At 59.2% G+C, this 25781-nt stretch carries 22 protein-coding genes; 6 read left to right on the top strand and 16 right to left on the bottom strand.

The window, feature by feature from the left end; genetic code table 11:
• Complete coding sequence (locus tag FIV03_RS15925; RefSeq protein ID WP_055655294.1) at window positions 1-1308, top strand: TRAP transporter large permease; 1308 nt, start codon at window positions 1-3, stop codon at window positions 1306-1308.
• 84 nt (window positions 1309-1392) lie between these two features.
• On the opposite strand, the gene FIV03_RS15920 is transcribed toward FIV03_RS15925, so the two are convergent.
• Entirely contained in the window at window positions 1393-2142 is a 750-nt protein-coding gene (locus FIV03_RS15920) for an SDR family oxidoreductase (RefSeq protein ID WP_152510238.1), read from the bottom strand.
• A gap of 95 nt (window positions 2143-2237) precedes the next feature.
• Here FIV03_RS15920 and FIV03_RS15915 point away from each other — a divergent pair, with 95 nt between their 5' ends.
• Window positions 2238-3152 carry an AraC family transcriptional regulator gene (locus tag FIV03_RS15915; protein ID WP_152510237.1) on the top strand — a complete coding sequence of 305 codons (915 nt, stop codon included), beginning with the start codon at window positions 2238-2240 and terminating at the stop codon, window positions 3150-3152.
• Window positions 3153-3359: 207 nt separating this feature from the next.
• Here the strand turns inward: FIV03_RS15915 and FIV03_RS15910 are convergent, their stop codons facing one another.
• The 4 genes from FIV03_RS15910 to FIV03_RS15895 are packed head-to-tail and all read right to left on the bottom strand — an operon-like array spanning window position 3360 to window position 7974.
• Window positions 3360-3965, bottom strand: a complete 606-nt coding sequence (locus FIV03_RS15910; RefSeq protein WP_152510236.1) for an ABC-type transport auxiliary lipoprotein family protein — start codon at window positions 3963-3965, stop codon at window positions 3360-3362.
• 26 nt (window positions 3966-3991) lie between these two features.
• Entirely contained in the window at window positions 3992-5998 is a 2007-nt protein-coding gene (locus FIV03_RS15905) for an MlaD family protein (protein WP_152510235.1), read from the bottom strand.
• 10 nt (window positions 5999-6008) lie between these two features.
• Window positions 6009-6818, bottom strand: a complete 810-nt coding sequence (locus FIV03_RS15900) for an ABC transporter ATP-binding protein (protein WP_023000657.1) — start codon at window positions 6816-6818, stop codon at window positions 6009-6011.
• A 7-nt stretch (window positions 6819-6825) separates the two neighbouring features.
• Complete coding sequence (locus FIV03_RS15895) at window positions 6826-7974, bottom strand: ABC transporter permease (protein ID WP_152510234.1); 1149 nt, start codon at window positions 7972-7974, stop codon at window positions 6826-6828.
• A gap of 125 nt (window positions 7975-8099) precedes the next feature.
• Here FIV03_RS15895 and dgcN point away from each other — a divergent pair, with 125 nt between their 5' ends.
• The gene (gene dgcN / locus FIV03_RS15890) at window positions 8100-9113 is read left to right on the top strand and encodes an N-acetyltransferase DgcN (protein ID WP_062488239.1); all 1014 of its coding nucleotides are present in this window, start codon (window positions 8100-8102) and stop codon (window positions 9111-9113) included.
• Window positions 9110-10093, top strand: a complete 984-nt coding sequence (dgcA, locus tag FIV03_RS15885) for an N-acetyl-D-Glu racemase DgcA (RefSeq protein ID WP_023000654.1) — start codon at window positions 9110-9112, stop codon at window positions 10091-10093. The genes dgcN and dgcA overlap by 4 nt, the downstream gene beginning before the upstream one ends.
• Window positions 10094-10227: 134 nt before the next feature.
• Here the strand turns inward: dgcA and FIV03_RS15880 are convergent, their stop codons facing one another.
• Window positions 10228-11406 carry an MFS transporter gene (locus tag FIV03_RS15880; RefSeq protein ID WP_152510233.1) on the bottom strand — a complete coding sequence of 393 codons (1179 nt, stop codon included), beginning with the start codon at window positions 11404-11406 and terminating at the stop codon, window positions 10228-10230.
• Window positions 11407-11526: 120 nt separating this feature from the next.
• Between FIV03_RS15880 and FIV03_RS15875 the strand changes: the two genes are divergently transcribed.
• Window positions 11527-12666: a protein phosphatase CheZ gene (locus FIV03_RS15875; RefSeq protein ID WP_152510232.1), complete on the top strand. Its 1140-nt coding sequence runs from the start codon at window positions 11527-11529 to the stop codon at window positions 12664-12666.
• Window positions 12667-13064: 398 nt separating this feature from the next.
• Here the strand turns inward: FIV03_RS15875 and FIV03_RS15870 are convergent, their stop codons facing one another.
• From FIV03_RS15870 to FIV03_RS15855, 4 genes are all read right to left on the bottom strand, one after another.
• Entirely contained in the window at window positions 13065-14399 is a 1335-nt protein-coding gene (locus tag FIV03_RS15870; protein WP_173013866.1) for a globin-coupled sensor protein, read from the bottom strand.
• Between the two features lie 405 nt (window positions 14400-14804).
• Window positions 14805-15830: a threonine/serine dehydratase gene (locus tag FIV03_RS15865; protein WP_152510231.1), complete on the bottom strand. Its 1026-nt coding sequence runs from the start codon at window positions 15828-15830 to the stop codon at window positions 14805-14807.
• Between the two features lie 198 nt (window positions 15831-16028).
• Window positions 16029-17078, bottom strand: a complete 1050-nt coding sequence (locus FIV03_RS15860; protein WP_023000649.1) for a glycosyltransferase family 1 protein — start codon at window positions 17076-17078, stop codon at window positions 16029-16031.
• A complete protein-coding gene (locus tag FIV03_RS15855) occupies window positions 17075-17878 on the bottom strand; it encodes a UDP-2,3-diacylglucosamine diphosphatase (RefSeq protein ID WP_152510230.1) in 804 nt (267 codons plus the stop codon). Before FIV03_RS15855 ends, FIV03_RS15860 begins: the two co-directional genes overlap by 4 nt.
• Window positions 17879-18147: 269 nt before the next feature.
• Here FIV03_RS15855 and FIV03_RS15850 point away from each other — a divergent pair, with 269 nt between their 5' ends.
• A complete protein-coding gene (locus tag FIV03_RS15850; protein ID WP_152510229.1) occupies window positions 18148-18927 on the top strand; it encodes an SDR family oxidoreductase in 780 nt (259 codons plus the stop codon).
• A 68-nt stretch (window positions 18928-18995) separates the two neighbouring features.
• On the opposite strand, the gene FIV03_RS15845 is transcribed toward FIV03_RS15850, so the two are convergent.
• The 6 genes from FIV03_RS15845 to FIV03_RS15820 form a co-directional block, all read right to left on the bottom strand.
• Window positions 18996-20201 carry an OmpP1/FadL family transporter gene (locus FIV03_RS15845; protein ID WP_209009676.1) on the bottom strand — a complete coding sequence of 402 codons (1206 nt, stop codon included), beginning with the start codon at window positions 20199-20201 and terminating at the stop codon, window positions 18996-18998.
• A 668-nt stretch (window positions 20202-20869) separates the two neighbouring features.
• Window positions 20870-21976: a TRAP transporter substrate-binding protein gene (locus tag FIV03_RS15840; RefSeq protein ID WP_152510227.1), complete on the bottom strand. Its 1107-nt coding sequence runs from the start codon at window positions 21974-21976 to the stop codon at window positions 20870-20872.
• 1 nt (window position 21977) lies between these two features.
• Window positions 21978-22784, bottom strand: coding sequence for a bifunctional hydroxymethylpyrimidine kinase/phosphomethylpyrimidine kinase (gene thiD, locus FIV03_RS15835; protein ID WP_152510226.1), 807 nt, complete (start codon window positions 22782-22784; stop codon window positions 21978-21980).
• Window positions 22785-22820: 36 nt separating this feature from the next.
• Complete coding sequence (locus tag FIV03_RS15830) at window positions 22821-23594, bottom strand: hydroxyethylthiazole kinase (protein ID WP_152510225.1); 774 nt, start codon at window positions 23592-23594, stop codon at window positions 22821-22823.
• Between the two features lie 413 nt (window positions 23595-24007).
• On the bottom strand, window positions 24008-25060 hold the full coding sequence (locus FIV03_RS15825; protein WP_152510224.1) for a hypothetical protein: 1053 nt from the start codon (window positions 25058-25060) through the stop codon (window positions 24008-24010).
• A 70-nt stretch (window positions 25061-25130) separates the two neighbouring features.
• Window positions 25131-25703 (bottom strand): hypothetical protein, encoded by a 573-nt coding sequence (locus tag FIV03_RS15820; RefSeq protein ID WP_152510223.1) that lies wholly within the window; start codon window positions 25701-25703, stop codon window positions 25131-25133.
• Between the last annotated feature and the right edge of the window lie 78 nt (window positions 25704-25781).

Below are 25781 nucleotides of genomic sequence, written 5' to 3'. Positions count from 1 at the left end.
ATGCTTGAAGCTCTGATCGGTTTCGTTGCGCTTTTCGCGCTCGTGCTGCTGCGCGTGCCCATTGCAATTGCGATGATCATCGTCGGCACTGCCGGGTTCGCGGCCCTGCGAAACTGGAATGCCGCGCTGAACCTTCTCGGAAATGCGGCCTTCGAAACCGGCCTTTCGTTCACCCTTTCGGTGATCCCGTTGTTCATTCTGATGGGCAACCTCCTGACCATTTCCGGTGTCAGCCAGTCGCTGTTCTCGACCGCTCACCACATGCTTCACCGCATGCGTGGTGGCCTTGCCATGGCGGCCATTGTCGCCTGTGGCGGCTTTTCGGCAGTTTGCGGCTCGTCTCTGGCAACGGCCGCCACCATGTCCAAGGTGGCCATGCCTTCCATGCGCAAGGCAGGCTATGCCGACAGTCTGGCAACCGGCTCCATCGCTGCCGGTGGCACGCTTGGCATCCTGATCCCGCCTTCCGTCATCCTGATCATCTACGGCCTGCTGACCGAGGCCGACATCGGCAAGTTGTTCATTGCCGGCATCATCCCGGGCCTGCTGGGCGTATTGTTCTATCTCGGCGCCATTTACGTCACGGTTCTGCTGAAACCCGAGCTTGCGCCAACAGCTTCCGAAGACATGAAGCTCGAAAAGCGTGACGTCTGGGGTGTTCTGGCGGTTGTCGGGCTATTTGCCGTGATCATGATCGGCATCTACGGCGGCTTCTTCACGCCGACAGAAGCAGCCGGCATCGGTGCTGCCGCCGCCTTCGTGATCGCGCTCGTGTCCGGTGGTCTGACGTTTGAAAAGCTCTACACCGCCGCGCTCAACTGCGCGCGCACCACGGCGATGATCTTTGCGATCATCATCGGCGCGGAAGTCTTTTCCAACTTCATCAGCTATGCCGGTGTGCCTGACGCGCTGTTGACCTTCGTTCAGTCGCTCGACGTGAACGCCTATGTCGTCATTCTGGTTCTGGTGCTGATCTACGTGGTGCTGGGGGCAGTGCTGGAAAGCCTGTCGATGATCCTGCTGACGGTCCCGGTCTTCTTCCCGCTGGTCAGCTCGCTCGATTTCGGCGGCGGTTTGCTGGCAGATCCGGAGATGGTGCTGATCTGGTTCGGCATCATCGTGGTGGTGGTCACCGAAATCAGCCTCATCTCGCCGCCGATCGGCCTCAACGTCTTCGTGCTTCGCTCCGTGCTGACGGACGTGCCGTTGAGAACGATGTTTGCCGGCATTCTGCCGTTCTGGCTGGCCGACATCCTGCGACTGGCGCTGTTGATTGCTGTTCCGCTGCTGTCACTGGCGCTCATCTGAGGCTTTACCGGCCGGTGCATGGCCAGGAAAACCGAACTCCAAAGAATTGCCGGACGGTGGCCACACCGCCCGGCATACCTTTCATCAGGCCGCCAGCGCCTCTGCGTCGCTGCCGGCAGGAAGGTGGGCGGGACATGACGGATCGGTTACCGCCCGCCAGATGGCTTTGACCACATCCTCCGACCGGGTCGGTTCCTTGTCGGCATCTGCCATGAAGGCTCCCATCACTTCGTCGACAAAGGGCTTGTAGGCCACAGGTGCTTCCAATGCATCCGCCATCAACGCTCGTGCATTCGTGCCAAAGCTGGTCGAAGGTGCGCGGCCCGGCAAAACCAGCTGGACGCGAATGCCAAGCGGCGCAAGCTCCAGAGCCAGGCAATCGGTATAGGCATTCACCGCCGCCTTGCTGGCGGTATAGATCGGCAGTAAAGGCAAGGACTTCAACGTCACACTGGACGACACATTGACGATAACGCCCTCGCCCTTCTCCCGCATCTGCGGTAGCACTGCGCGGATCATCTCGAACGTCCCGAAGGTGTTGGTGTCGAATATCCTGCGCACCACCTCTTCCGACGTTGCCTCGAAGGGCGACAACCAGCCAACACCAGCATTGTTGACCAGCACTTCGACCGGACCGGCGGCGGCGACGGCCTCGGCAATGCTGGTGTGATCTGTCACGTCCAGCGGCAGAATGCGCAAATGTTCGGAGGCCGGCAGCAAGGTGGCGTCGGGGTTGCGCATGGTCGCAACCACCCGCCAGCCCTCGTTCAGAAAATGCCGCGCCGTTTCCAGCCCGAAGCCGGAGGAACATCCAGTAATCATGATCGTCTTCATGACAAAGTCTCCTGTTGTTGGATGCTCCCCATATCGACACGACTGACAAAACTTTCTATCATGAGAAGTCTCAGTCTTTTTATCGAAAGTCCGAAATGGCAGATCCCCTGTCCGAAGTGATCACACTTCTGCGGCCCAGAGCCCCCTTCTCGAAAATTGGGGAAGCCTCCGGCCCCTTCCGGGTGCGACGGGACGATGTCAACGAAGCGTTCTATTGCCTGGTGCTGATGGGGCGGCTCAACCTGGAAGTGGACGGAAAAGCACCGGTGATATTGTCAGCGGGCGATTTCGCCCTGCTGCCCGCCGTTGGCGGACTGACTGTCACCAGTCTCGATCCGCCACCACCGCCAGGCTATTTCAGCCAGCCTGTTTACGGGGAAGATGGTGTTGTGCGCGTCGGCATGCTGGACCCGCGTGAAACCCCGCCCCAGGTTCAGCAGCTGGTTGGCCATTGCAGCTTCGGCAGCCCGGATGCCGAACTGCTGGTCTCTCTTCTGCCGGAGATGGTGGTTGTGCGCGGCGAAGATCGTCTGGCGTCGCTGGCAGCCCTGGTACGCGACGAGGCACGAGCCGATCGCCCTGCAAGGGATGTGGTGCTGGAAAACCTTCTGCAGGTCCTCCTGATCGAGGCCTTCCGTTCAAGCGTCCAGTCCACCGCTTCCACCGGGCTCCTCAGCGGCCTTGCGGATGCTCGGGTGGCCCCTGCCCTGCGTGCCATGCACGGCGCACCGCAACAGGCCTGGTCGATCCGGGCGCTGGCCGGCGAGGCAGGCCTCTCCCGCTCCGCGTTCATTACCCGTTTCAACCGCATTGTCGGCCTGCCGCCAATGAGCTACCTGCTCAACTGGCGCATGACGCTAGCCAAGCACATGCTGCGCTCAGGCCTCCACAGCATCGGCGAGATTTCCAGCCGGACCGGCTATGGCTCCACCAGCGCCTTCAGCACAGCCTTTACCCGGCACGTTGGCTGCCCGCCCGTCAGATACGGCAAGGCAGGTGCTACAAGCTGATGCAGCGACGACCGTTGACCATTTCGCAACTGGGAATTACCCGGCAAGCAATCATCAGGAACTGAAAAGCTCCCCAATTTAGGCTTGATGACAGAAGGCGGTTGCTGGCAGGCAAAATAAAAAATACCCTGAACCTCTCAGAGCCCGGGGCCAGCAGGAAAATTCAGGCTATTGTGGCCCGACTGCGTCAGGAGCCCGTTTTCGGCCTCAGACGTTCTGCAGCGTCCAGGCAGCCATTTCTGCAAACACCCGGTCGGCTGAAGCGTTCATGGCCTCGACCGCCTTGTCGACGGTCGTGCTGCCGGAAGAGGTTTCCGCCCTGAAGACCTTGTTGGCAACCGTGCGGCCGTTGCGGTCATTGACGATGCGGGCCGAAATTTCGACGACACCACGATTGGCTCCGGCCACTTGCAGTTCAAAGGCACGGATTTCCGTCTGGAGCTGATAGTCGATCAGCAGGCCGTCGCCCGGCAGACCAACCCCGCGCAGGCGGTTGGTGTTTTGCAGGGTTTCGACAAGTTTCAGCTGCACCACGTTGGGCAGCGTGTCGGCCCAGGCAGAATCCGGGTAGTAGCTGTAGACCGGCCCCTTGTCGACAACCGCGATGTAACTGGTGTCGAGCGCTTTCAGTGCCCGGGGCGCGGAAACGAGAACCTGAACGCGGCTGGACCGGCCCTGAAGGCCACCGACGTCGGCCGCACCGATGCTGTAGTAGGCCGACGGCGCGGAACTGGCGCATCCGGACACAAGCACGCCGAGCCCGAGAGCGGTCAAGACGCCCCGGCGGGTCATGTCAGTGGTTGCCTTCGTCATACGCCCCTGCCTCTGCACATTCAGTCTCACCGGCGCCGCCCGCCGGAATATGTCGGCACATCTTCACCGCCGAAGATCACCCGGTTCGGACTGCGTTCAAAGCTTTCCGCCGCCCGCTGGATCGAGATCAGTGTCCGGTTAACCTGCGCCAGCGCCGCAGCGAAATCCGCAGAGCCCTGGGTCGCAAACTTGGAAAGCCCGCCGGCAATCGAATCTGCCCGGCTTTCAAACGCAACCGCAACCTTGCGGATTGCCTGCGCGGCCAAGGTCGCTTCCTTGATCAAGCCTTCACCATCGCCGTCCACCATTGTGGAAACCTTCTCGACCAGGCTTTCGACGCGCACCGAGGTGGAATTCAGCGTCGCGGTCATCTGCTTGGCATCGGTGATGATCTGGTCGACGTCAGGTGTGCGCTTCGAAAGATCGTCCGTCATCTGCTGAACGTTGTCCGCAGCCTTGCGGGCACTTTCCAGGATGGCCGGAATGCCGTCTTCCGGGTTTGCCAGTCCTGCTGTCGCCGTTTCGACGGAACCGACGATATTCGCAACCTTTTCCGGATCCACGGCCTTCATCAGGTCGTTCGCGGTCTGAAGCGTCGTCGCAAAACGTTCGGCCGCCGCCTGAACATCCGTTATCAGCGCCGCGATCCGGTCATCCTGGCCACGAACCGTCGCTGAAACCGCCTCGAAGTTCTGAACGGTGGACTTGGTCGAAGCGATGATCTCGTTGATCTGCGTCTGCTGATTGTTGAAGTTGTCGATGATGCTGGAAACATTGTCGACGGCCTTGCTGACCTTCTCCGGATCGACACTCGCCACAAGCTCGTCGACCTTACCCAGCGATGCATTGAGGCTGTCGGTGAAGGTGCTGACATTGGCAACCACTTCTTCGACCTTCAGCGGATCAATGGCAGCGGCAATTTCCACGCCGCGCGTCATGATGGCATCCACCTTGACCACGACATCACGCCCGCCTTGCACGATATCCTTGATCGCGCCTTCCTGGTTCCGGATGTTTTCCACCACCGCATTGACGTTCTGCATGGTTTCGCTGGTGGAACTGATCAGCTTGTCGATGTCCCCGGTGCGCTTCTGCAGCACCTCGCCAAGGGCTGCGGCCCCTTGCACCACCTTCTGGACATCTTCGGGATCAACCGCGCCAACAATCTTGTGAACGCGATCGAGCCCTTCATTCAGGTTCACCGTGAAGGTCTGCAGTTCCTTGGCCGCGCTCTGGGCATCGGCCATCAGGAGATCGATGTCGCTGCTGGCCTTGCCGAGACTTGCAGAAAACTTGGAAAGGTCATCGACAATGGCGGTGACCTTGTCGGAAGGCACGGCAGCCAGCAGGCGTTCACCTTCCTGCACCAGCGTCTCAAGCCGGCCGGACAGGCTGGAAAACGCATCGGAAGCCTTGCCGATGCTGGCCATGAAATCCTTCACGCCATCGGAATTGGCGGCCAGCGCGGCCGAAAAGGTCTCTGCGTTGTTGACGATCTCGGTGATTGCTGGACCGTTGTCCTTCAGCAGGTCGTCGACCGTCTTCATGGTCGAATCCGCACGCTTGAGAACATCGCGGGCACCATCCACGATGTCATCGAAGAAGGACCGTTCGGCGTAGATGACCGGAACTTTGTCCTCGTCCTGGTCGTCGGCCATGCTCAGCAGAAGCGGCGATTCAGATGTTCCGCCACTGAGGTCGACATACGCGACACCTGTCAGACCGGTAAAATTCAGCGTTGCCTTGGTATCTTCGCGCAAGGGAGTCGAGGGCTTGATGCCAACGGTGGCCACAACCTTGGTCGGATCCCCCGGTGCAAAGTCCAGCGATTTCACATCGCCGACCTTGATGCCGTTGAAAAGCACCTGCCCCCCGACCGGAAGCCCTGTCACAGGGCCCGGATAGACGATTTTCAGTTCAACGTTCTGCCTGGATTCCGCGGTAACGGCGAGCCAATACACAAAGCCGAACGCACCGATCAGGATTGCGACCATGAAGGCGCCGATCAGAATATAGTTCGCGCGGGTTTCCATTCAGTCCAACCTATACTCGGCGCAGGGCCCGTTCACCCCTGAAGTAAGATTTAATCCAGGGATCATCATTTTTCATCATATCGTCCATCGTGCCGATGGCCAGAACCCGCTTTTTCCCAAGAACAGCAATCCGATCACAGATAGAATGCAAACTATCAAGATCATGGGTGACCATATAAACGGTCAGTCCGAGGGTCGAACTGAGATTTGCAATAAGCGAATCAAAGGCCGCCGCCCCGATCGGATCGAGTCCGGACGTCGGTTCGTCCAGAAACACCAAATCCGGGTCGAGTGCAAGGGCGCGAGCCAGGCTGGCCCTTTTGATCATGCCCCCTGAAAGTTCCGACGGCAGCTTGTCGGCGGCATCTTGCGGCAGCCCGACCAGTTCCAGTTTCAGGGTCGCCAGTTCGTCCATCAATTGCGGCGAAAGCTTCAGGTGCTCCCGCATCGGCACCTGGATGTTCTGCTTGACCGAAAGCGAGGAAAACAGCGCGCCCTGCTGAAAAAGCACCCCCCAGCGGCGCTCGATTGCCGTGCGTTCCTTCGGGCTCGCGGTCGACAGGTCGTGTCCGAAAACCGAAATCTGCCCGGTTCGCTTGGGAGTCAGGCCCAGGATGGTGCGCATAAGCACCGACTTGCCGGTTCCCGATCCACCGACGAAACCAAGCACCTCGCCCCGGCGCACATCCAGGTCGAGATCCTGCAGGATGATCTTGGAACCGAATCCAACGGTGATGTCGCGCACGGACAGGACATTGTCCGACTTCTCGCCCGTCGCGGCGGTCTCTTTTGCAGGCGTCACGCTTTGGCTTGGCGTCATCGGTCGGTCAAACTCCAATCGCGGCAAAGAATATGGCGAAGAAACCATCCACCACGATGACTAGAAAAATCGCTTTCACCACCGACATGGTGGTGTGACGGCCAAGAGATTCGGAGGAGCCTTCGACTTTCAGCCCTTCCACACAGGCAATCAGGCCGACGATCAGCGCCATGAAGGGCGCCTTCACCAGACCCACGACCAGCGTATTGATCGTGATGGCCGCCTGCAACTGGGTCAAGAAGGCGGCCGGTGGTATGTCCAGATAGGCCCAGGTCACGATGCCTGACCCAAGCAGCGCCGAGAGATCCGAGATGAACGTCAAGATCGGCAGCGCGATCATCAGCGCAAGAATTCGAGGCAAAACAAGGACTTCAGTCACGCTGAGGCCGATCACATGCAGTGCGTCGACTTCCTCCTGCATCCGCATCGCCCCAAGTTCCGCCGTGAAGGCGGATCCCGAGCGCCCTGCCACCATGATGGCGGTCAGGATCACGCCGATTTCCCTGAGGACCAGGATGCCTGCAAGGTCGACCACGAAGATGTCGGCACCGAATTGCCTGAGGTAGAAGCCGCCCTGCTGCGATATGATGGCGCCTATGAGAAAACTCATCAGCGCGACGATCGGTACGGCTCCAATGCAGCTCCGGTCGAACTGAACCGCGATCGATATGCTGCGCAGGCGTTTGGGCTGCAGCAGAACTGTCGACAGAACCAGGCCGAGCGAGCCGAGAATATGCAGCATCGCCAGGGCGTCGTGATAGACGTCCACCATCTGGCGGCCCGTGGCTTCCAGGAAGCCGGCAATGGAAAATCCGTTCCTGTCAGGCTTGTATCTCGGAGGATGGTGGCTCTCGATTTCCTCGAACAGGGTCTGGCGGACGGGAGAGACACCGGTCAGGCCAACCTTGCGTCCCTCGAATTCCAGTCGGCCGCGCGTGCGGTGGATCAGCCAGGCGCCGCTCGTATCCAGATGCTCGATCTGGGACACATCGATGCAGGTCAGACTTTTTTTGTCGATCGTGAGGCTGTTCAGCTCTTTTTCTGCATCGGCGATGGTGCTGACAGTCCAGTCGCCGGAAAGGGCAAGGTATTGATGATCCGGCCCGTCTGCTTCCAGAACCATCTCCGGTGCGATGTTTTTTTCCAAGAATGCCATTCCGGCTGGCTGCCCTCTTGCCGCTGGTTCACCATCCCTCGTATACCTGATGGAGAAGTTCAATACCAACCGTCATTCACCATGAAGTTGGTAAACCCTCCAGCAGCCACTTGAAAGCTTAATCCATGGAAATTGCACGTCCTTACCTGTTGTTTCTCGGTGATGTTCCCGATGCCCTCGCCGCCAAGACCGCGATCGGCATCGTCGATTGGCGCAAGGACTGGTGCCTGGGCCAGGTCCGCATGCCCGGATGCGCCGCCGACACAGGCCTTGCCGACATGTCGATTGCAGAGGGGGCGGAAGCTGGCGCCAAGACGTTCATCATCGGAGCTGTGAATGCCGGCGGTCGCCTGCCGGAGCACTGGGTCGAATCTGTCGTCGAAGCACTCGATGCCGGCATGGACGTCGCTTCCGGCCTCCATGTGCGCCTTGCCAGCGTGCCGGCGATCAAGGAAGCCGCAGAACGGAACGGTCGACAGCTCCACGACGTGCGCCACAGCAGCATGGCTTTTGCCACCGGCAAGGGCACCAAACGCGCCGGCAAACGGATCCTGGCCGTGGGTACCGATTGTTCCGTCGGCAAGAAATACACCGCCCTTGCCATGGACAAGGCAATGAACGACCGGGGCTATTCCAGCACCTTCTGCGCCACCGGCCAGACCGGCGTGTTCATTTCCGGCCGCGGTGTCGCACTCGACGCGGTAATTGCCGACTTCATTTCCGGAGCTGCCGAGTGGATCTCTCCGGAGACCGATCCCGATAACTGGCAGATCATCGAAGGCCAGGGCTCCCTGTTCCATCCGTCCTTCGCCGGCGTCACACTTGGTCTTCTGCACGGCTCCCAGCCGGACGGTTTCATCGTCTGCCATGAACCGACACGCACCAAGATGCGCGGCGTCGAAGCGGCACTTCCGACGATCCAGCAGGTCATCGACATGACCATTGCCTGCGGCAAACTCACCAATCCGGACATCCGCTGCGTCGGCATTGCGGTGAACACCACCGCACTCGATGACGATGAGGCCCTCGCTTACCTGGCAAAGGTCGGTGAAAAGCACGGCCTGCCGGCAACCGATCCGGTCCGCTACGGCATGGAAGCCATCGTTGACAAGGTCTCGGCGGAATTCGGTGCGCCATGAGCCTTGAGGTCAGCATCGAAGCGCAACGCTTCGAAATCGCGGGAGGTTTCAGGATCTCCCGCGAGACCCGAACCCATGCCCAGGTCGTGGTCGTCACCCTGAGTGACGGCAAGGCAACCGGCCATGGCGAAAGCGTGCCCTATCCGCGTTACGGCGAATCGCTCGAAACCGTTCAGACGCAGATCGAGGAAATCGCGCCCCTTTTGAAAAACGGCCTCAGCCGGGAACAGCTTCTGGAGGCGATGCCCGCCGGAGCAGCCCGCAATGCCGTCGACTGCGCTCTTTGGGACCTGGAAGCAAAACGATCCGGAACACCGGCAACGGACATTGCCGGTGTCGGTCCGCTGAAGCCGGTCACGACAGCCTTCACCATCAGTGTCGACACGCCGGAAAAGATGGCTGAAAAGACCCGCGCCGCAGCTCATCGCCCGCTTTTGAAGATCAAGCTTGCCGGCCCCGGTGATGACGAGCGGATTGCCGCCGTACGCCTTGCCGCTCCTGACAGCACCCTGATCGTCGATGCCAACGAAGCCTGGGACGAAAGCTGCTTTGAGATCAACATGGCCGCCTGCGAAGCAGCAGGCGTTGCCCTGATCGAACAACCGTTGCCGTCAAAGAACGACGGCTTGTTGGCAGGGCTCGAGCGGCGTGTGGTGATCTGCGCGGACGAAAGCCTTCATCCGGGCAAGAGCATCGATGGGCTGCGCGCAAAATATGACGCGGTCAACATCAAGCTCGACAAGGCAGGTGGTCTGACGGCTGCGCTGAAGCTCTGCGATGAAGCGCGCGCCCAGGATCTCAAGGTCATGGTCGGATGCATGCTCGGCACGTCTCTCGCGATGGCGCCTGCGGTCCTGATCGCCCAGAAGGCGGATTTTGTCGACCTCGACGGACCTCTGCTCCTGGCCGAAGACCGCTCACCGGGACTGAAGTTCGAAGGTAGCACGCTCTATCCGCCTCAGCCGGAGCTGTGGGGGTAAGAACTTCAGCGCTGAACAAAAGAAAAGCGCCGGTTCCTTGTCATTGGGCCGGCGTTTTTTGTGGGTATGCATATCTGGACTATCGAAGGGCGCTGAAATGCCTCTTCAGCGGGATATAGGGAAATCCCCCAACCTCACTCCGCCGCCATGCGATTTCGCAGCATTGGGGTCATCGCCAGCGTCAACAGCGTGCCGATTGCCGCAACCACGGACATCACGAAAAAGGGCCAGTCCGGATTGATCTCGTAAATGGCGCCGGAAATGCTGAGGCCGATCGCCATCTGGATGCCTACGGAAGTCGCAAGCAGCCCCTGCCCCGTTCCCGCCCAACGGCTCGGCACGACCCGTGCAAGGATCGCGACGGCCCCCAGATGGGCCGCGCCGAAAGATAGGCCGTGCAAAGTCTGCAAGGCAGCCATGGCGGGGAGCGTGTCGGCGAAGGGAAACAGCAGCCAACGCAAGGTTGCCGCCACCCCGGCGGCCAGCAGAAAGATCGGCGGATCAAACCGTTGCGCCAGGTTTCCGGCAACCGTGAACAGGGCGATTTCAGCCGCAACACCCGTCGCCCACAAGAGACCGATCGCAAAGTCAGGCACATCCATCGCCTGCCAGTAGAGCGTCCCGAAGCCGTAAAAGGCTGAATGGCTCGCCTGGTACAATCCAAGTACCATCAACAACGGCCAGAACCAGACACTTTTGAACGGCGTGTCCTTGTGGTCGTCCGAAGTCCCGTCGGCCGCTTCGGAAGGCGTTTCACCACGTTTTTGCCGGGGAAGCGACATGGCAACAGCACCCGTTGCCAGGGAAGCAAGGCCGACGGCAACCACGATGAGCCAGGACGTACCTTCCGCAGCCAGTGAACCTCCGAAGATGCTGGCAACCACGAAACCGGCCGAGCCCCACAGCCGCATGCGGGCGTAATCCGCTCCCGTATTGCGCTGGACATCCAGCGCATAGGCATCGCTGAGCGGCACCACCGGCGCATTCATGACCATGTAGCCGATCACCGCGACGGACAGGAACACAAGCCCCAGGGGCAGGAAATAAAGCCCGATGAAGGTCGCAGCCGCCAGCGAATAGATCAGAATCGACAGCCTGCGCTGGCCGGTGCGGTCGGAGAGATTCGACAGAAGCGGACTTGCCGCGATCCGGGCAATCGTGCCTATCCCCAGAACAAATCCGATTTCAGCCGCTGTCAGCCCGCGAAACCCGAGCACGACCGGAATAAACGGCAGAAACAGGCCAACGCCGAAGAAATGGCTGGCGAACAGGGCCGAGACACGGCTGCTGATACTGGAACGGTCGAGCGACATGGGATACCGGGCGAAGTAGCGCCCTAAAAGGATGTTAACGTTTTCCGCCTTACCTTGGGGGCGAAGTTGTCCGTGTTACGGCAATAAACGACCCTTAGGCAAGTTGAGATTCGCGTCCACATGAAAGCGGAAGCAGCACAGGAACAGCCGGAGCTGATCGGCGAAGCCGAATACCAGACTCTCGAACAGACCCTGATGGAGTCCGATCGCGGGCGCAGGTTTCTGAAAGAGTTTCTCAATCGCAACAAGACCCCGGAAACCACCGAGATCCTGACCGCGATTGGCCGGCTAGAGAAAATGATGACCCGGCAGCGCAAGGTGCCGGATCTCGACAAGATCCGTCTCGACATTGCCGACATGCACGAGGCTATCGAGCGTACCAAGGCCGAGATTGCCAACATCAAGGCGGAAGGCGAGGAAAGCAACCGCTTTGTCGACGCCTCTCACGAACTCGATGCCATCGTCACCCAGACCGAAGGCGCGACCCAATCCATTCTGGAAGCTGCAGAGCAGATTCAGGAGAAGGCCTGGGTCCTGCGCGAGAATGGTGCGGACGATGCCGTGTGCGACGACATCGATGCCAAGGCGACCGAAATCTTCATGGCCTGTTCCTTCCAGGATCTGACCGGCCAGCGGACCAACAAGGTTGTTCAGGTACTGCGCTATCTTGAAAGCCGCATCAACCTGATGATCAACATCTGGGGCATCCAGGAGCTGGAAGCCGAAGCAACGGCTGGCCCGGTCGACACTCGTCCGGATGCACATCTCCTGAACGGCCCGCAGCTTGCGGGCGGCGTTTCCCAGAACAACGTCGATGAGCTGATGTCCGTCAGCGACGACGTGTTTGACGCCGCACTGAAGGAAACCGGCGCGGAATCAGCCCCGGCAGAAGCTCCGAAGCATGCCAGCGAAGCTGATGTTGATGCCATCATGGCAAGCGAAGCCGACGTCGATGCCATCATGGCCGGCGGTGACGAGCCGATGGACGCAGCCGCTATCGACGACATGTTCGCCTCCGCTCCTGCCGCCGACGAAGAGGAAGAAGACGACGAGTTCGCCGGTGCCGACCCGGACGCCACTCTGGATGAAGCTGCCATCGAACGCCTGTTCGACAGCGAAGTGGGTGGTGGCACTCATGAAGCGGCAGACGAAGCCGAGGCCGACGCCGAATGGGAGCTGACCGAGGAAGTCAGTGAAGAAGATGGCGAAGATCCGCTGAAACAGCTGTCCGAAGCCGAGCGCCAGGCACTCTTCAACTAAGAATGCATCCGGCAGGAAATTCGAAAAAGGCGCCCGTTGCGGCGCCTTTTTTTGTTGCCTCTCCTATCGATTCTTGCGGATGGAACGCTATGAATTTCCGAGATCGGTGAACTGAAGGCCGGCAATAGTAAGGTCGCGAAAAAGGTTGCGCCTCGGCTCTCCGGTCCCGGCTCGCGCTATGCTTGGCCGGGATGACGATGGGGAGGCTGGTTTTCCGGGCAAGCTAAGGTTTGGCGCTCTTTCCGCTTCTCGCACTCCCCCCCTCTCAGTCGGTCATCCCGGACGCAGCGCAGCGGAGATCCGGGATCCGGGAGCCGGGATCGGGGAGCCGGGGCGTGCGAGCGGAAAACCCTTTGCCTCCGAGGTCCCGGCGCAAGGCCGGGACAGCAAGGTGGCGGTCAGCGGCCGGAATTGATCTTGGCGAAGAACTGTTCCGCCTGCTGGCCGAGCTGGCCGGCCTGGTCTTTCAGCGCCGTCGACATGTCCTGAATGGTGCCGACAGCCCCCTCGACATTTTCGACCGACCCGCGCACAGCGGTAATCTCGTCGGTAAAGGCTTGGGTGCCCTGTGCAGCGATCTGGACGTTGGCCGAGATTTCTGCCGTTGCCGACGCCTGTTGCTCCACCGCGGAGGCAATGCCGGTCGCGATTTCGGACAGGGCACCGATTATCGAGGTGATGCCTTCAATATCCTGCACAGACTGTCTGGTCGCCTGTTGAATGCTGGCGACCTGTTCGGTGATTTCTTCCGTCGCCTTGGTGGTCTGGCTGGCGAGTTCCTTCACTTCGGCTGCGACAACCGCAAATCCGCGGCCCATTTCTCCGGCACGCGCCGCTTCGATGGTAGCGTTAAGTGCCAGCAGGTTGGTCTGTTCGGCAATTTCAGAGATCAGCCCGATCACCGATCCGACCTGATCCGCGAAGCCGGCAAGTTTCGTTACGGAGTCGTTTGTGCTGCGTGCACCTTCCACGGCCTTCAGCGCCATCTCGCGGGACTGGCCTGCCTGGCGACCGATCTCGGTGATGGAAGCGGACATTTCCTCCGTTGCCGTCGCGCTTGACTGGACACCGCTTGCGGTTTCGGCAGACGTATTGTCCATCTTGACCATCCGCTCTCCGATGGAGCCCGTCTCGCGGCGCAGACTGCCCGAAGACACTTCAAGTTGTTCGGAAGCCGCGCCAAGCGTGCCGACAGTACCGCCCAGAACGCCCTGAAATTCCTGGATGGCGGCCTTCAGTTCGGTCTCGCGTCCGACAGCGTCTGCCACCATTTTCTCGTGATAGGTGGAGATCGCGACATCCATGTCCAGCATGACCAGCTTCGTCATCACCTGCATGGCCCGAATGCGCTTGCCCGTCGACATGAAGCGCTTCTTCAGAACCGTCTCCGTGAGTTGCGTGAGGGCGAAGGAATAGCCACCGATGTACCAGCTGGGATCAAGGCCGATCCGCACATGTGTGAGGCCGATCTGCACAGCGCGCTCGTGGTAGGCTTCATCCGGGCCCGTTGCGAACAGCCCTTCCCAGTGGCTCATCTGTGCCTTCACCAGGCGCGACTGCTGGTTGCCGACAAGCGCCGCCAGATGCGGCACGGTTTTAACGTGTACGTAGAACCCGTCCAGAACGCTCGGCAAGGCTTCCTTGATTGCCGGCCACACGGACTGGGCCACAGCCCGATCCTCATCCGTGAAACGGAAAAACTTCAGCCGATCTTTCAAGGTGTTTGTCTGCATGAATGCCTCTTGGATCAGCCGATGGAGGTCCGGTTTACCGGGCCCGTGTGCTGATCGCTTTTCAGTTGCCGGACCTCCGAGCCTCTCAGTGAAGAGGCAGGAGATCCTGATTCAATAAAGCACGTGTCACCTGTTCCCTCGCGAACCCGTGCGGGCTGTTGAAAGGCACAACAAGGCGTTCCGCGCCATGCTCGATGCATCGGTACGCTGGCAATGTTCAGGTGATGAAAGGAGAAGACGCGGCGCCGTTGCCCGGCAATCCACGCTGGAATTCAATTTTCAGCAGCCCTGTTCGCGCCGTCCCGACGAAAAGGCAAACAGGACTGCCTGGCCCGGTCCCCTCCACCCGACTTCGGCAAGTCATGCTTGTGGAACCGCTCTAGCGGGTAGCCCCCTAAAGGCGCGTTAACGGGACAGCGCAGTCTTTAGCATTTGTGGATCGATGTTTCCGCCCGTCAAAACGATACCGACGGTCTTGCCCTTGAAAGGCAGCTTTCCGGCCAAAAGTGCTGCAAGTGCAACTGCTCCGCCGGGCTCAACGACGAGCTTCAGTTCGGTGAACGCAAAGGCGACGGCAGCCAGAGCTTCCTCGTCCGTGACAGTCACGCCTTCGCCCGCAACGCGGCTTAGAATTGAAAAGCCGATATCACCCGGCGATTCGGACAGGAGCGCATCGCAGACAGAGCCGGTCTTTACGGCATTGGAGAGCCTCTCACCGGCTTCAAGCGAGCGCTTGTAGTCGTCGAACAGTTCCGGTTCAGCAGTATGGAAGACCGTACCGGGCGACTTCTCTTCCAGCGCCAGGGCAATGCCGCTGGACAATCCGCCACCGCCGGTACAGGCGAGCACATCGTCCAGATGCAGGCCCAGCGCAGCTGCCTGGGCTGCCATCTCCAGTCCGACTGTGCCCTGCCCTGCGATGACACCGACATCATTGTAGGGGTGGACAAACGTCGCTCCTGACTTGGAGCACAGGTCGCCTGCAATCGCGTCACGGTCTTCGGTCTCACGATCGTAAGTGATGACGGTCGCCCCGTAACCGCGTGTGCGCTCCAGCTTGATCCTTGGAGCGTCGGACGGCATGACGATGGTTGCGGGCATACCGAGCAGCTGCGCGCTTGCAGCAACGCCCTGTGCGTGGTTTCCGGACGAACAGGCCACAACGCCCCTGGGTCGGTCTGCCAGCGGGATGAGGCTGAGGCGGTTGAAGGCACCGCGAAACTTGAACGAGCCGCTACGTTGCAGGTTTTCCGGTTTCACGACGACAGTTGCCCCGGTTACCTCATCCAGCAACGGATGCCTCAGAAGCGGTGTCACCAGCGCCTCGCTTCGGATCCTCTCCGCTGCGGCTTCAACATCCTCTATGGAAACGGTTTTACCAGCCAATTTCGAACCTGCTTCAGACACAGGCAGCGATTGCATATTCGTCATCGGAACTCGCTCTAAACGTCAAACAACTGCTCGGAGGCCTGCCGCAGAAGCGCACAAGGCAATGCTTTGGCCCCTTTCAGGGCCGGGTCTCGATGCAAGTGTTTTCACAGGAAAGCGGGCAGTTCCAGCGGGAACTTGTCTTGGTGTCAATTTCGTTTGCCGCACTGCGCAGCGTCATCGCACATCAGGGCAGCCGTCTTATTCGGCGGCTTTTCCCTGCGTCGAACGGGCGTTGTGTATGTCCTGGGCTTCAATGCAATTGTCCAGGAACTGACGTGCGCTGGCCGCCCAGGTGTAGTTCATGGCAATCGTGCGGCAATGTTCGCGTGGGATATCCAGCGCGGCTTCAGCCGCTTCGCGCAGATCTTCCGACAAGACACCCGCCCCCGTATCGCTGATGACGTCGAGCGGGCCCATTACCGGGAAAGCGGCAACCGGCACGCCGCAGGCCAGGGCCTCAAGCATAACGTTGCCGAAGGTGTCGGTGAGTGAGGGAAACACGAAGACATCCGCGTCGGAATAATGCCTTGCGAGATCTTCGCCCACCTTGGAACCGGTAAAATGCACCCCCGGGTACTCCCGGCGCAGACTGTCGAGCTGCGGGCCACCACCGACCACCACTTTCGATCCCGGCAGGTCGAGATCCAGAAACGCCTTGATGTTCTTTTCGATTGCGACCCGGCCGACATACATGAACACCGGACGCGGCAGGTCGGCTGGCAGAACGGAGCCCTCGTAAGGCTTGAACTGCTGCTCATCCACGCCGCGCGACCAGCGCATCAGATTGGTAAAACCACGGTCACGCAGATCCTGCTCCAGCGACCGTGTTGCGACCATGCAGCCGCAGCCGGAATTGTGAAACCGGCGCAGCCAGCTGTAGGACCAAGTCAGCGGAACCGGCAGCCGGGCTGAAACATATTCTGGAAACCGGGTGTGGTAACTCGTGGTGAACGGACGCCCAGCCTTCTTGGCGACGCTTGCCGCCAGAAGCCCGAGCGGGCCTTCCGTTGCAATGTGCAGATGCTCGCAGCCGTAATCCTCGATCTTCCGGCGCACGATGCCGCGATGGGTCAACGACAGGCGAATTTCCGGATAGGTCGGACACGGCAGCGTCGTGAATTCCTGAGGGGTCAGGAATTCCACCCGCACACCGATCTTCTCGAGTTCTTCGGCCGTGCGCTCAAGCGAGCGAACCACACCGTTTATCTGGGGATGCCAGGCATCCGTCACAATCAGAATGGAACTCATGCGGCGACCGGTGCTTCCTTGGCGTTCGCCGGCACGGCCTCCTCCTGGGTACGGTCCACCCATCGGATCACCTCAAATGTTCCATCGTGGTGCTCGGCAACCGCAGTGCAGCTTTCCACCCAGTCACCCGTGTTGATGTAGTGAATGCCGTTCATATCACGGTCCGCGGCGTGGTGAATATGACCACAAATGACGCCATCGACGCCCTGCCGGCGCGCCTCGTCGGACAGGGCTTCTTCGAAACGTCCGATAAAGCTGACCGCGTTCTTGACCTTCAACTTGGCCCAGGCGGACAGTGACCAGTAGGTCAGGCCGAGTCGGCGCCGGACCACATTGAGCCAGGTGTTGACGCCGAGCGCGGTCACATAGGCCTTGTCGCCAAAGAAGGCCAGCCACTTGGCATGGCGGATCACCACGTCGAACTGGTCACCATGAATGACCAGGTAGCGTTTGCCGTTGGCAGCTTCGTGAATGATGCTGTCGGTCACTTCGACGCCGCCGAAATGCGTACCGAGGAAGCTGCGCAGAAACTCGTCGTGATTTCCCGGAATATAGATGACCCGGGCTCCCTTGCGCCCCTTGCGCAGGATCTTCTGCACCACGTCGTTGTGAAGCTGTGGCCAGTACCAGGACCGCCGCAGACGCCAGCCATCGGCAATGTCGCCGACCAGATAGATGGTCTCGGCTTCATTGTCCTTCAGAAAGTCCAGCAGCATCTCCGCCTGACAACCGCGCGTGCCAAGATGGACGTCGGAAATAAACAAGGCCCGGTAATGCCGCGATGCCTCAGCGGTAGACATAGCACTTCTCCAAATTCCCTTTGGAGCGCTATAGACGCGATTCAAGTATCACTATTATGACAAACGGCGTGACTTCCCCGGGCCTGTTTGTTTTCCAGCTTAATGATTAACACCGGCACGGATCGGGTATTGGCCTCCCTCACTTCATTCCGTTGCTTCACGAACATCTTGCCGGATGCTGACCGGCTCCATATGTCCCTGACGGCATTTGACAGCATCGGGTTTTGCCAGCCACAAAGCATGTCCAACCTGCATCAAGGAGAACGTTCATGGACCTCGGCCTCAAGGGCAAAAAGGCAATCATCTGTGCGTCAAGCCGCGGCCTCGGCAAGGGCTGCGCCGAAGCGCTGGCGGAAGCAGGCTGCGACATCGTCCTGAACGGACGTAACGAAACGGTTCTGGAAGAAACCCGCACCCTGCTGCAGAACCGCTTCGGCGTGAGCGTTGCCGCCATCGCAGCGGATGTTTCCACACGGGAGGGACAAGAAGCGCTTCTGGCGGCCTGCCCGGATCCGGACATTCTGGTCAACAACAATGGTGGCCCGCCCCGGCGCGACTATTCCGAGCTGGACCGTGCGGCGCTGATGGAAGGTGTGGTGCAGAATTTCGTCACCCCCATCGAGCTGATCCAGGCGGTTGTTCCCGGCATGAAGGAGCGCGGTTTCGGCCGCATCGTCAACATCACTTCGCTTTCGGTAAAGATGCCGATCGAAGGGCTCGATCTGTCCAGCGGTGCTCGGGCGGGGCTCACGGCATTCCTGGCCGGCGTCTGCCGCCAGCTTGCCCCCCACGGCGTGACGGTCAACAACTTGCTGCCCGGCAAGATGGACACCGATCGTCTGAAAGGCGGCTTCGAGCGCGTCGCGCAGCAGTCAGGTAAAAGCATCGAGGATGTCCGGGCGGCACAGGCGGCGGAAATTCCGGCAAGACGTTTCGGTTCAGCCGAGGAATTCGGTCAGACCTGCGCTTTCCTGTGCTCCCGCCACGCCGGCTACATCACCGGCCAGAACATCCTGATGGATGGCGGGCTCTATCCGGCGGCGTTTTGAGCCGCCTGTGGCATGAAGAAAGGCCGGAGCATATGCCCCGGCCTTTCCTGAACGGCTGATCTTTCTGATCAGAACTTGTAGCGCAGCGCGGCGGAAATGATGTTGACGCTGCTGTCGACATCCCCCGAATAGGTACCGAATACCGCGTTGTAGTCCTGGTGACTGGAATCGATGTTGATATCGGTCGATTCCGGAATGATGTGCGTGTAACCGACATCGAACGCCAGGTGCTCGTTGAAGGTGTAGCTGGCACCGGCAGACAGCCACCAGCGGTTATTGTCCGGCAGACGCGTGGAGCGGATGTCTTCGTCGATCGGCGAGATTTCGTAGCCGACACCACCGCGGAAGGTAAGCTTCTCGTTGAAGTCGTATTCACCGCCAAGGGAGAAGAACCAGCCGTCGTCATAGTTGAAATGCAGGACGGTGGCCTCTGCGCCGGTCGCATCGTTGATCGCACGGGGTGACTTCAGCCGGCTCCAGTTGGTCCATTCCACCGTTCCAAGAACGCGGATCTTGTCGGTCACCTTCTGTTTTGCGGAAAGGTTGATCATGTCCGGCGTAACGACACCCAGGCCGATCGCCGTCGTGACACCACCGGCGAACAGGTCGCCGTCGAGATCGTGACCGACACCGGAGCGATACCCGAGACCGATTTCCGTCCCCTCGAACGGTCGCACCGTCAGACCAGCCGTCACACCGAAACCGATGTCATCACCAGAGATCTGGTTCGAACGGGGGAAGCCCGCTCCGGAAGTGGCGTCGGCGGATTTCAGCGACACGTCCAGATATTGCGCCTGAACACCGATCGCGATCGCGAACATGTCGTTGATCTGAAGCGCAACCGTCGGATTGACGTTCAACGAGAACACGGAAGACGAACGGGAATAGAACTGGGCCGCCCAGTTCTGCTCCGGTTTTGTCGACAGGCCGAAGGGTGCGTTGATACCGACACCGAAGATCAGCTTTTCATTCAGCCGGTAAGCTGCATAGGAAGCGGGAATGAATGCGTCGGAAGCAATGTCGCCACTGCCGATCGAAGACGTACCGAGGAACCCGCCGGACAGCGTGCCGTTGATATCCGAACTTGGAAAGAGCCCCGTATTGTGCGCTTCGATGGTGAGGCCCTGCTGAGCGCCGATAAGCGACGCCGGGTTCCAGTACATCGAAGAGATCGAACCGCCGGACGTACCATACCCGGCAAAAGACATACCCTGAAAGTACGAGCTCTGTTCTCTAAGTGCAAAAGCACCTGCAAATGCAGAGCTTGCAACCATTGATAGAGCTACAGCTGTAGAAGCAAGTAGAACTGATTTCTTGTTTACCCACGGCATTGAGTTTCCTCCCATCCCCTAGCCACCGGATGCTTGATGACAACCTGAGACAGGGTTTTAGGAGAATGCCGTCCGTTTCAACTGAATATTTACGTCAGTTATGCGGTCGTTTTTTCATGCTGCAATGCGAAATGCGCGGCTTTTCTGGTAGGTATTGCTGCGTAGACATTCAAAACACTTCAAAAACGACAGGTTCAGAGTCTGTTCGTCATCACACCGACACACTTTCAGACATTTGCCTAAAAAAAAGGCACTCGAAATGTCAGTTTCCGATAACGTAATTTAACAGTGAATCGTTGCGGCTTTGCCACAGGTTTCGTGACGGAATGTGGATCTTTTGTAGGACAAGTCCCTTGATATTACTTGGTAAAAACGCCAATCACCTTTCCTAACGGAAACCGTGTCGGCACACCATTGCACGGTAGCCTTTCCATTCGAAATTGAATTTTTGTCAGGATGTTTGTCAGCAGGCGACGCGCTACCGCCAGGTCAATTACCGCTCTTCCGGCAAGGCAGGTTGCAAGCTGCGAACCGGTGGGTTGCACCGGCTCGCAGAAAGAGACGGTCCAGGGCCGCACTCCATTCCTTGCTTACAGCCTCAAGCGGCAAGCCTAGCTGTCGCGAGCTTCGAGGAAGCGGCGCATGGCAACGTCACTCCAGGGGGCAAGGCGCGCCCGCGCAGCCATATGACTGTCGTAGATCCTCTGGCTAAGCGCATCCTTGCTCGCGAACTCGGACAGCACGACTGCCGAAGTCTCCCGCAACGCATCCAGAACGTCGTCCGGATAAGGACGGACGGTAACGCCGTCCTCTTCCTGCAGGAGCTTCAGTGCGCCTGCATTCTCCCAATCGCTTTCTGCTAGCGAGCGGCCGTTTTCTGCCTTGCAGGCCTCCAGAACAATGGCGCCAAGGTCTTCCGGCAGGCCTTCCAGCGCCACCATGTTGAAAAGCGCTTCACCGGTGCCGTTGGGTTCATGGAACCCCGGCGTGTAGTAGGACTTTGCTGCCTTCTGGAACCCCATTGCCCTGTCCGACCAGGGACCCAGGAATTCGGTGGCGTCCAGCACGCCGCTGTCCAACGCCTGGAACAACTCTGCAGGCGGCAGGCTGACAGGCGTCGCCCCAAGCCGGTGCATCACTTCGCCGCCAAGGCCCGGCATGCGGATCTTCAGCCCCTTGAGATCGTCAAGAGTGTTGATTTCGCGCTTGAACCAGCCCCCCATCTGAACGCCGGTGTTACCGGCCATAACGGGCCTTAGTCCGAACGGGGCATAAAGCTCATCCCAGAGCGCCTGACCGCCCCCCTGCTCAATCCAGGTGATATGCTCATGCGGCAGCAAACCAAAAGGGATCGCCGTGAAATAGACAGAAGCAGGGATCTTTCCCTGCCAGAAAAACGAGGCTGTATGCGCCATCTGCGCCGTCCCCGCTGAAACGGCCTCGAACACGCCCAGAGCCGGCACCAGTTCCCCGGCAGCATAAAGCCGAACGCGCAGGCGGCCGCCGGACATCAGCTCGATCCTGTCGGCAATGCGCTGTGCCGTGACCCCGGGCCCCGGCAGGTTCTTTGGCCAGGACGTGACCATCTTCCATTCCAGCGTCGCCTGCTCCTGCGCCACCGCCGGGGCGGCCAATGCGCTTGCACCGGCGGCGGCGGAAGCCCCCAGAAGTCCGCGACGGCTGATCCGTCCGGTTTCGGTCTTTGGCTGATCGGTCATCTCACTTGCTCCAGAACGCGTGGAAATGATGGACTGGCCCGTGACCACTGCCGATGTGAAGCGTGTCGGCAGCGGCGATGGCGGCCTGAATATAGGACTTGGCGGACCTGACGGCTGCTTCCATGTCCTGCCCCTTGGCAAGACCCGAGGCAATCGCGGATGACAGGGTGCAACCGGTGCCATGCGTGTTGTCGGTCTTGATCCGCTCTGACCTGAGCCAGACCGCATTGCCGTTTCGATCCAGAAGCAGGTCGGCGCTCTTCGCACCAGACCCGTGCCCGCCCTTGAGCAGAACCGCATTGGCTCCAAGACCGAGCAGACGTTCTGCCTGCGCCTGCATTTGCGGTTCGTCCGCGGCAACGTTGCCTTGCAACATGCGGGCAGCTTCATGCAGGTTCGGGGTAACAATATCGGCCAGCGGCAGCAGCAAGGCAATCAGCGTGTCGACCGCACTGTCCGCAAGCAACGGGTCACCGGAGGCAGCCACCATCACCGGGTCAAGCACGACCGGACCTGTCTCATGTGCCCGAAGCCCTTCAGCTACCACCTCGATCGTATCGACACGCGACAGCATGCCGATCTTGGTCGCCTTGACGGCAAGGTCCGAATAGACGGCTGTCATCTGGGCCCGCACGAACTCTGGCGGCACATCATGAATGGCGCTGACGCCAAGCGTGTTCTGCGCCGTCAGGGCTGCAATAACACTGGCACCAAAGACGCCATTTGCGGAAAAGGTCTTGAGATCAGCCTGAATGCCGGCTCCGCCGCCGGAATCCGATCCTGCAATGGTTACCGCAATTGCGGTCATGGGAACCTCCTGGGAGTAGATGCCGAAAAGCCTGCGTCAGCCGGTCTTCAAACGGGCTTCAATGTCGCGGTCAGTCAGGCAATAGAGTGCGTCGAGCAACTCCGGCACCAGACTGCCTGGCCCGCCTGACCGGCTGGCCGCGATTTCGCCGGCAATGTTGAAGACGGACAATCCGCAAGCAGCTGCAAGCGCCCTGTCCTTTTCGATGCTCAGGAACGCTGCCAGAACGGCACCGCCGGCACAGCCGGTGGCCGTCACGCGTGACATCAGCGGATCGCCGTTGCGCAGCAGGAAATCCTCGCCGCGGCTCTCGACCCTGTCTTCCGGGCCGGTGACGGCAAAAACCGTACCGGCCTCGATCAAGGCATCAGCATCCGCCCGCTCCGGCAAGAGAGCGGTGAGTTCTTCCGGATTGAGCCGCACCAGATCCGGCTTCAGGCCCAGCAATTCGCGCGCATAGGCGCAGCGTACGGGTGACCGGTTGACGAAGACCGGATCGACACAAACCGGACGTCCGGCAGTCCTGGCAGCTTCGATCGCTAGCGGAATGGCTGCACGGCGTTCCTCGTCAAGGGTGCCGAGGTTCACCAGCAGTGCATCAGCCCCACCGGCAAAGGCGGCAACTTCCTCCCGCGCGATGGTCATGGAAGGAACCGCCCCGAGCGCAAGCAGCACATTGGCGGTGAAACTCTGGGCGACCGCGTTTGTTATGGCGTGAACGCGCGGCGTTTTCTGCCGCACCCTTTCCAGAAGGGTGAAGACTTGTTCGGCGCTCAGGGCTTGCGTGGAAGCAGCAACGGAAAGGCTCATGACGGCTCTCCTGCGACAGAAAGCCCGTTGCCGGTATTCCGGAAAGGACGTGTTGAAGGGAGTGGTGTGTGCATCATGATCTCAAATCCCTCCGCCGGTATCAGCCGGATCAGGTTCAATGAACCTACATAGCAAAGGGCAAGGGATTTTATTCATAAGTTTCAGCAACTTATTCAACCAACGACAAGGATGGTGTCAACACACAGTGTCAACATCTGGTGCAAACAGTTTCTTCCTTTTGGAGCCTTTCGTAGTTGATTTGTTGACCATAGGAAACCCGTCTTCCAAAGATCAACTGCCTTACGAATACGCCAAGAACAAAATCAAAGACTGCGACACGCATTGCAACATCGGACTTTTCTGCATTCCGATCCCATCACGGTTGAGGTATTTGCTAGTCATGCCCGATAAGCTTATTTGGCATCGAGCGGACTTCCAAAGACACCAGACAAGAACTCCAGCGTCGCCGCATCCCTAAGTTTGCAGGCAATGTTCTGGTTAGCAAAGACGCCACGGAATGTCTTCGCTTGGGCCAAAGGGAATGTTTTAATCCAGTTCACCCCGACCGCATACTCGGCGAGTTCCTCGTTGTCCCTGTCGCGGGCAAGACCCGGCTGCACCAGTTCGACGGACAGAAGATTACCAGCGATTGTTTCGAAATCCCGCGCCATGACAGAGGGTGACGCTACCTCACCATATCCCACATAGCCTTGCCCTTTCTGGTAGGCGAAGATCTTGTCCCCGGCAGATAGCTGGTTGAGTTTCCCGGAATAGAACCGCCCGCCACCAGAGGAAATGAAGCCATAGCGGCGCATGTCCTCCCATGAGCGGCGCTCACCATCGCCGACGTTGACATACCAGTACCCTGTCCACGGTGCTTTAACCTTTGCAGCTGAACGCTCCTCGACCTCTTCCGGATCGAGATGCCAATCGGTCGCGAGAAGTTGCCGATCACCGTCTTGAAAGACACGAAACAGCGCCGTGTTTATCCCGACGTCGTGACGATCATAGAGGTACTCAACTATTCGTGTTGTAGTGGGATCGAGTTCGCTCGCGATGATAACAAGCTGATGATCGCCATTAAGTGTCTCCGGCAAGCTCCGGTCAAAACGGTCTTGAAACGCGGCCGGTAACGGTTTTGCCAAATAGGCGTTGGCAATATCATGCACATCGCGGGTATTTAGCATCACGGCCCAGCTCGCATAATCCAGAACCTGAGCAACGATTTCCCTAGGAGTCTTATCCCGCTTCAACTCGAGGATAACTAGGTCACCAGAAACGTCCAGACCAAGAAGATCCAGTCTGCCACGGTTTTCTATTCCGACTTGGCGGCCAATGATCAGAAGATCCAGACCAAGAATCTCAGGGTTCTCGGCAACCCAAGTCTCAATCTGCCCTTCTGTGGCGAGCGATGCCCTCGAGACAGGCTTCAATTTACCTGCAGCGACTTCAAACAGGTTCGTCACAGCCCACCTCCCAAACCCTCTGGCACTGCCGCGCTCGATTTTCTTGAAGGCAGCGACAATCCAACTACGTTCACCGACCTTTGCGGCCTCTGGAGTTTAGCGGACCTCCAGCTTCGTCTAACAACTTCTCAAAATAGCTGTGGCCGTTCTCCCTCGAACGGCGCTCCTTGCCATGGACATGCGCTTCTATGCTCTGATCTAAACCATCCTGACGCTTTGAAAGACGAGCACGTGCCATATTGTCCGTTGAGAAATACTCTGCAGCGACCAAGAGCGCATCATGGACAATCTCTTGCTGCTCGCGCTCGTAAGCCATCGATCGCTCTGTTCCAAACGACCGCTCGTATAGCGATTTGGTCGCTTCATCGACGACTTTTGCGACGGGGACTTTTGTCTCTTTTGCATGTTCCACGAAACTGACAAGAGCCTGGGTAGCGTCATAGGAGTTCTCGCCACGCGTAACGGCTCTGAACGTTGCAATGAAAAGCTGCTCGAAACGGGACTTGGCGATCTGGAGCTCCCACTCAGCTTGTTCCTCAGCACTTTCAGCAACAGTGAAATCCGACACGATGAGCTCCCTAATCAATTCTCGCTGGCAATATCCTAAAAACATAACTACGAGAAGAAATGCCCAGTTGTCCATATGGACGTGGCACCCCCTTCCCCTCTTGCTTCCCCACGGCTAACGTCACCCCAAATTCAGACAACCACCGGGAATCAT

This window comes from Labrenzia sp. THAF187b (assembly GCF_009363375.1).
Lineage (GTDB): Bacteria > Pseudomonadota > Alphaproteobacteria > Rhizobiales > Stappiaceae > Roseibium > Roseibium algicola.
The sequence above is the reverse complement of the archived record's forward strand: the minus strand, read 5'-3'. Positions and strand labels throughout refer to the sequence as shown.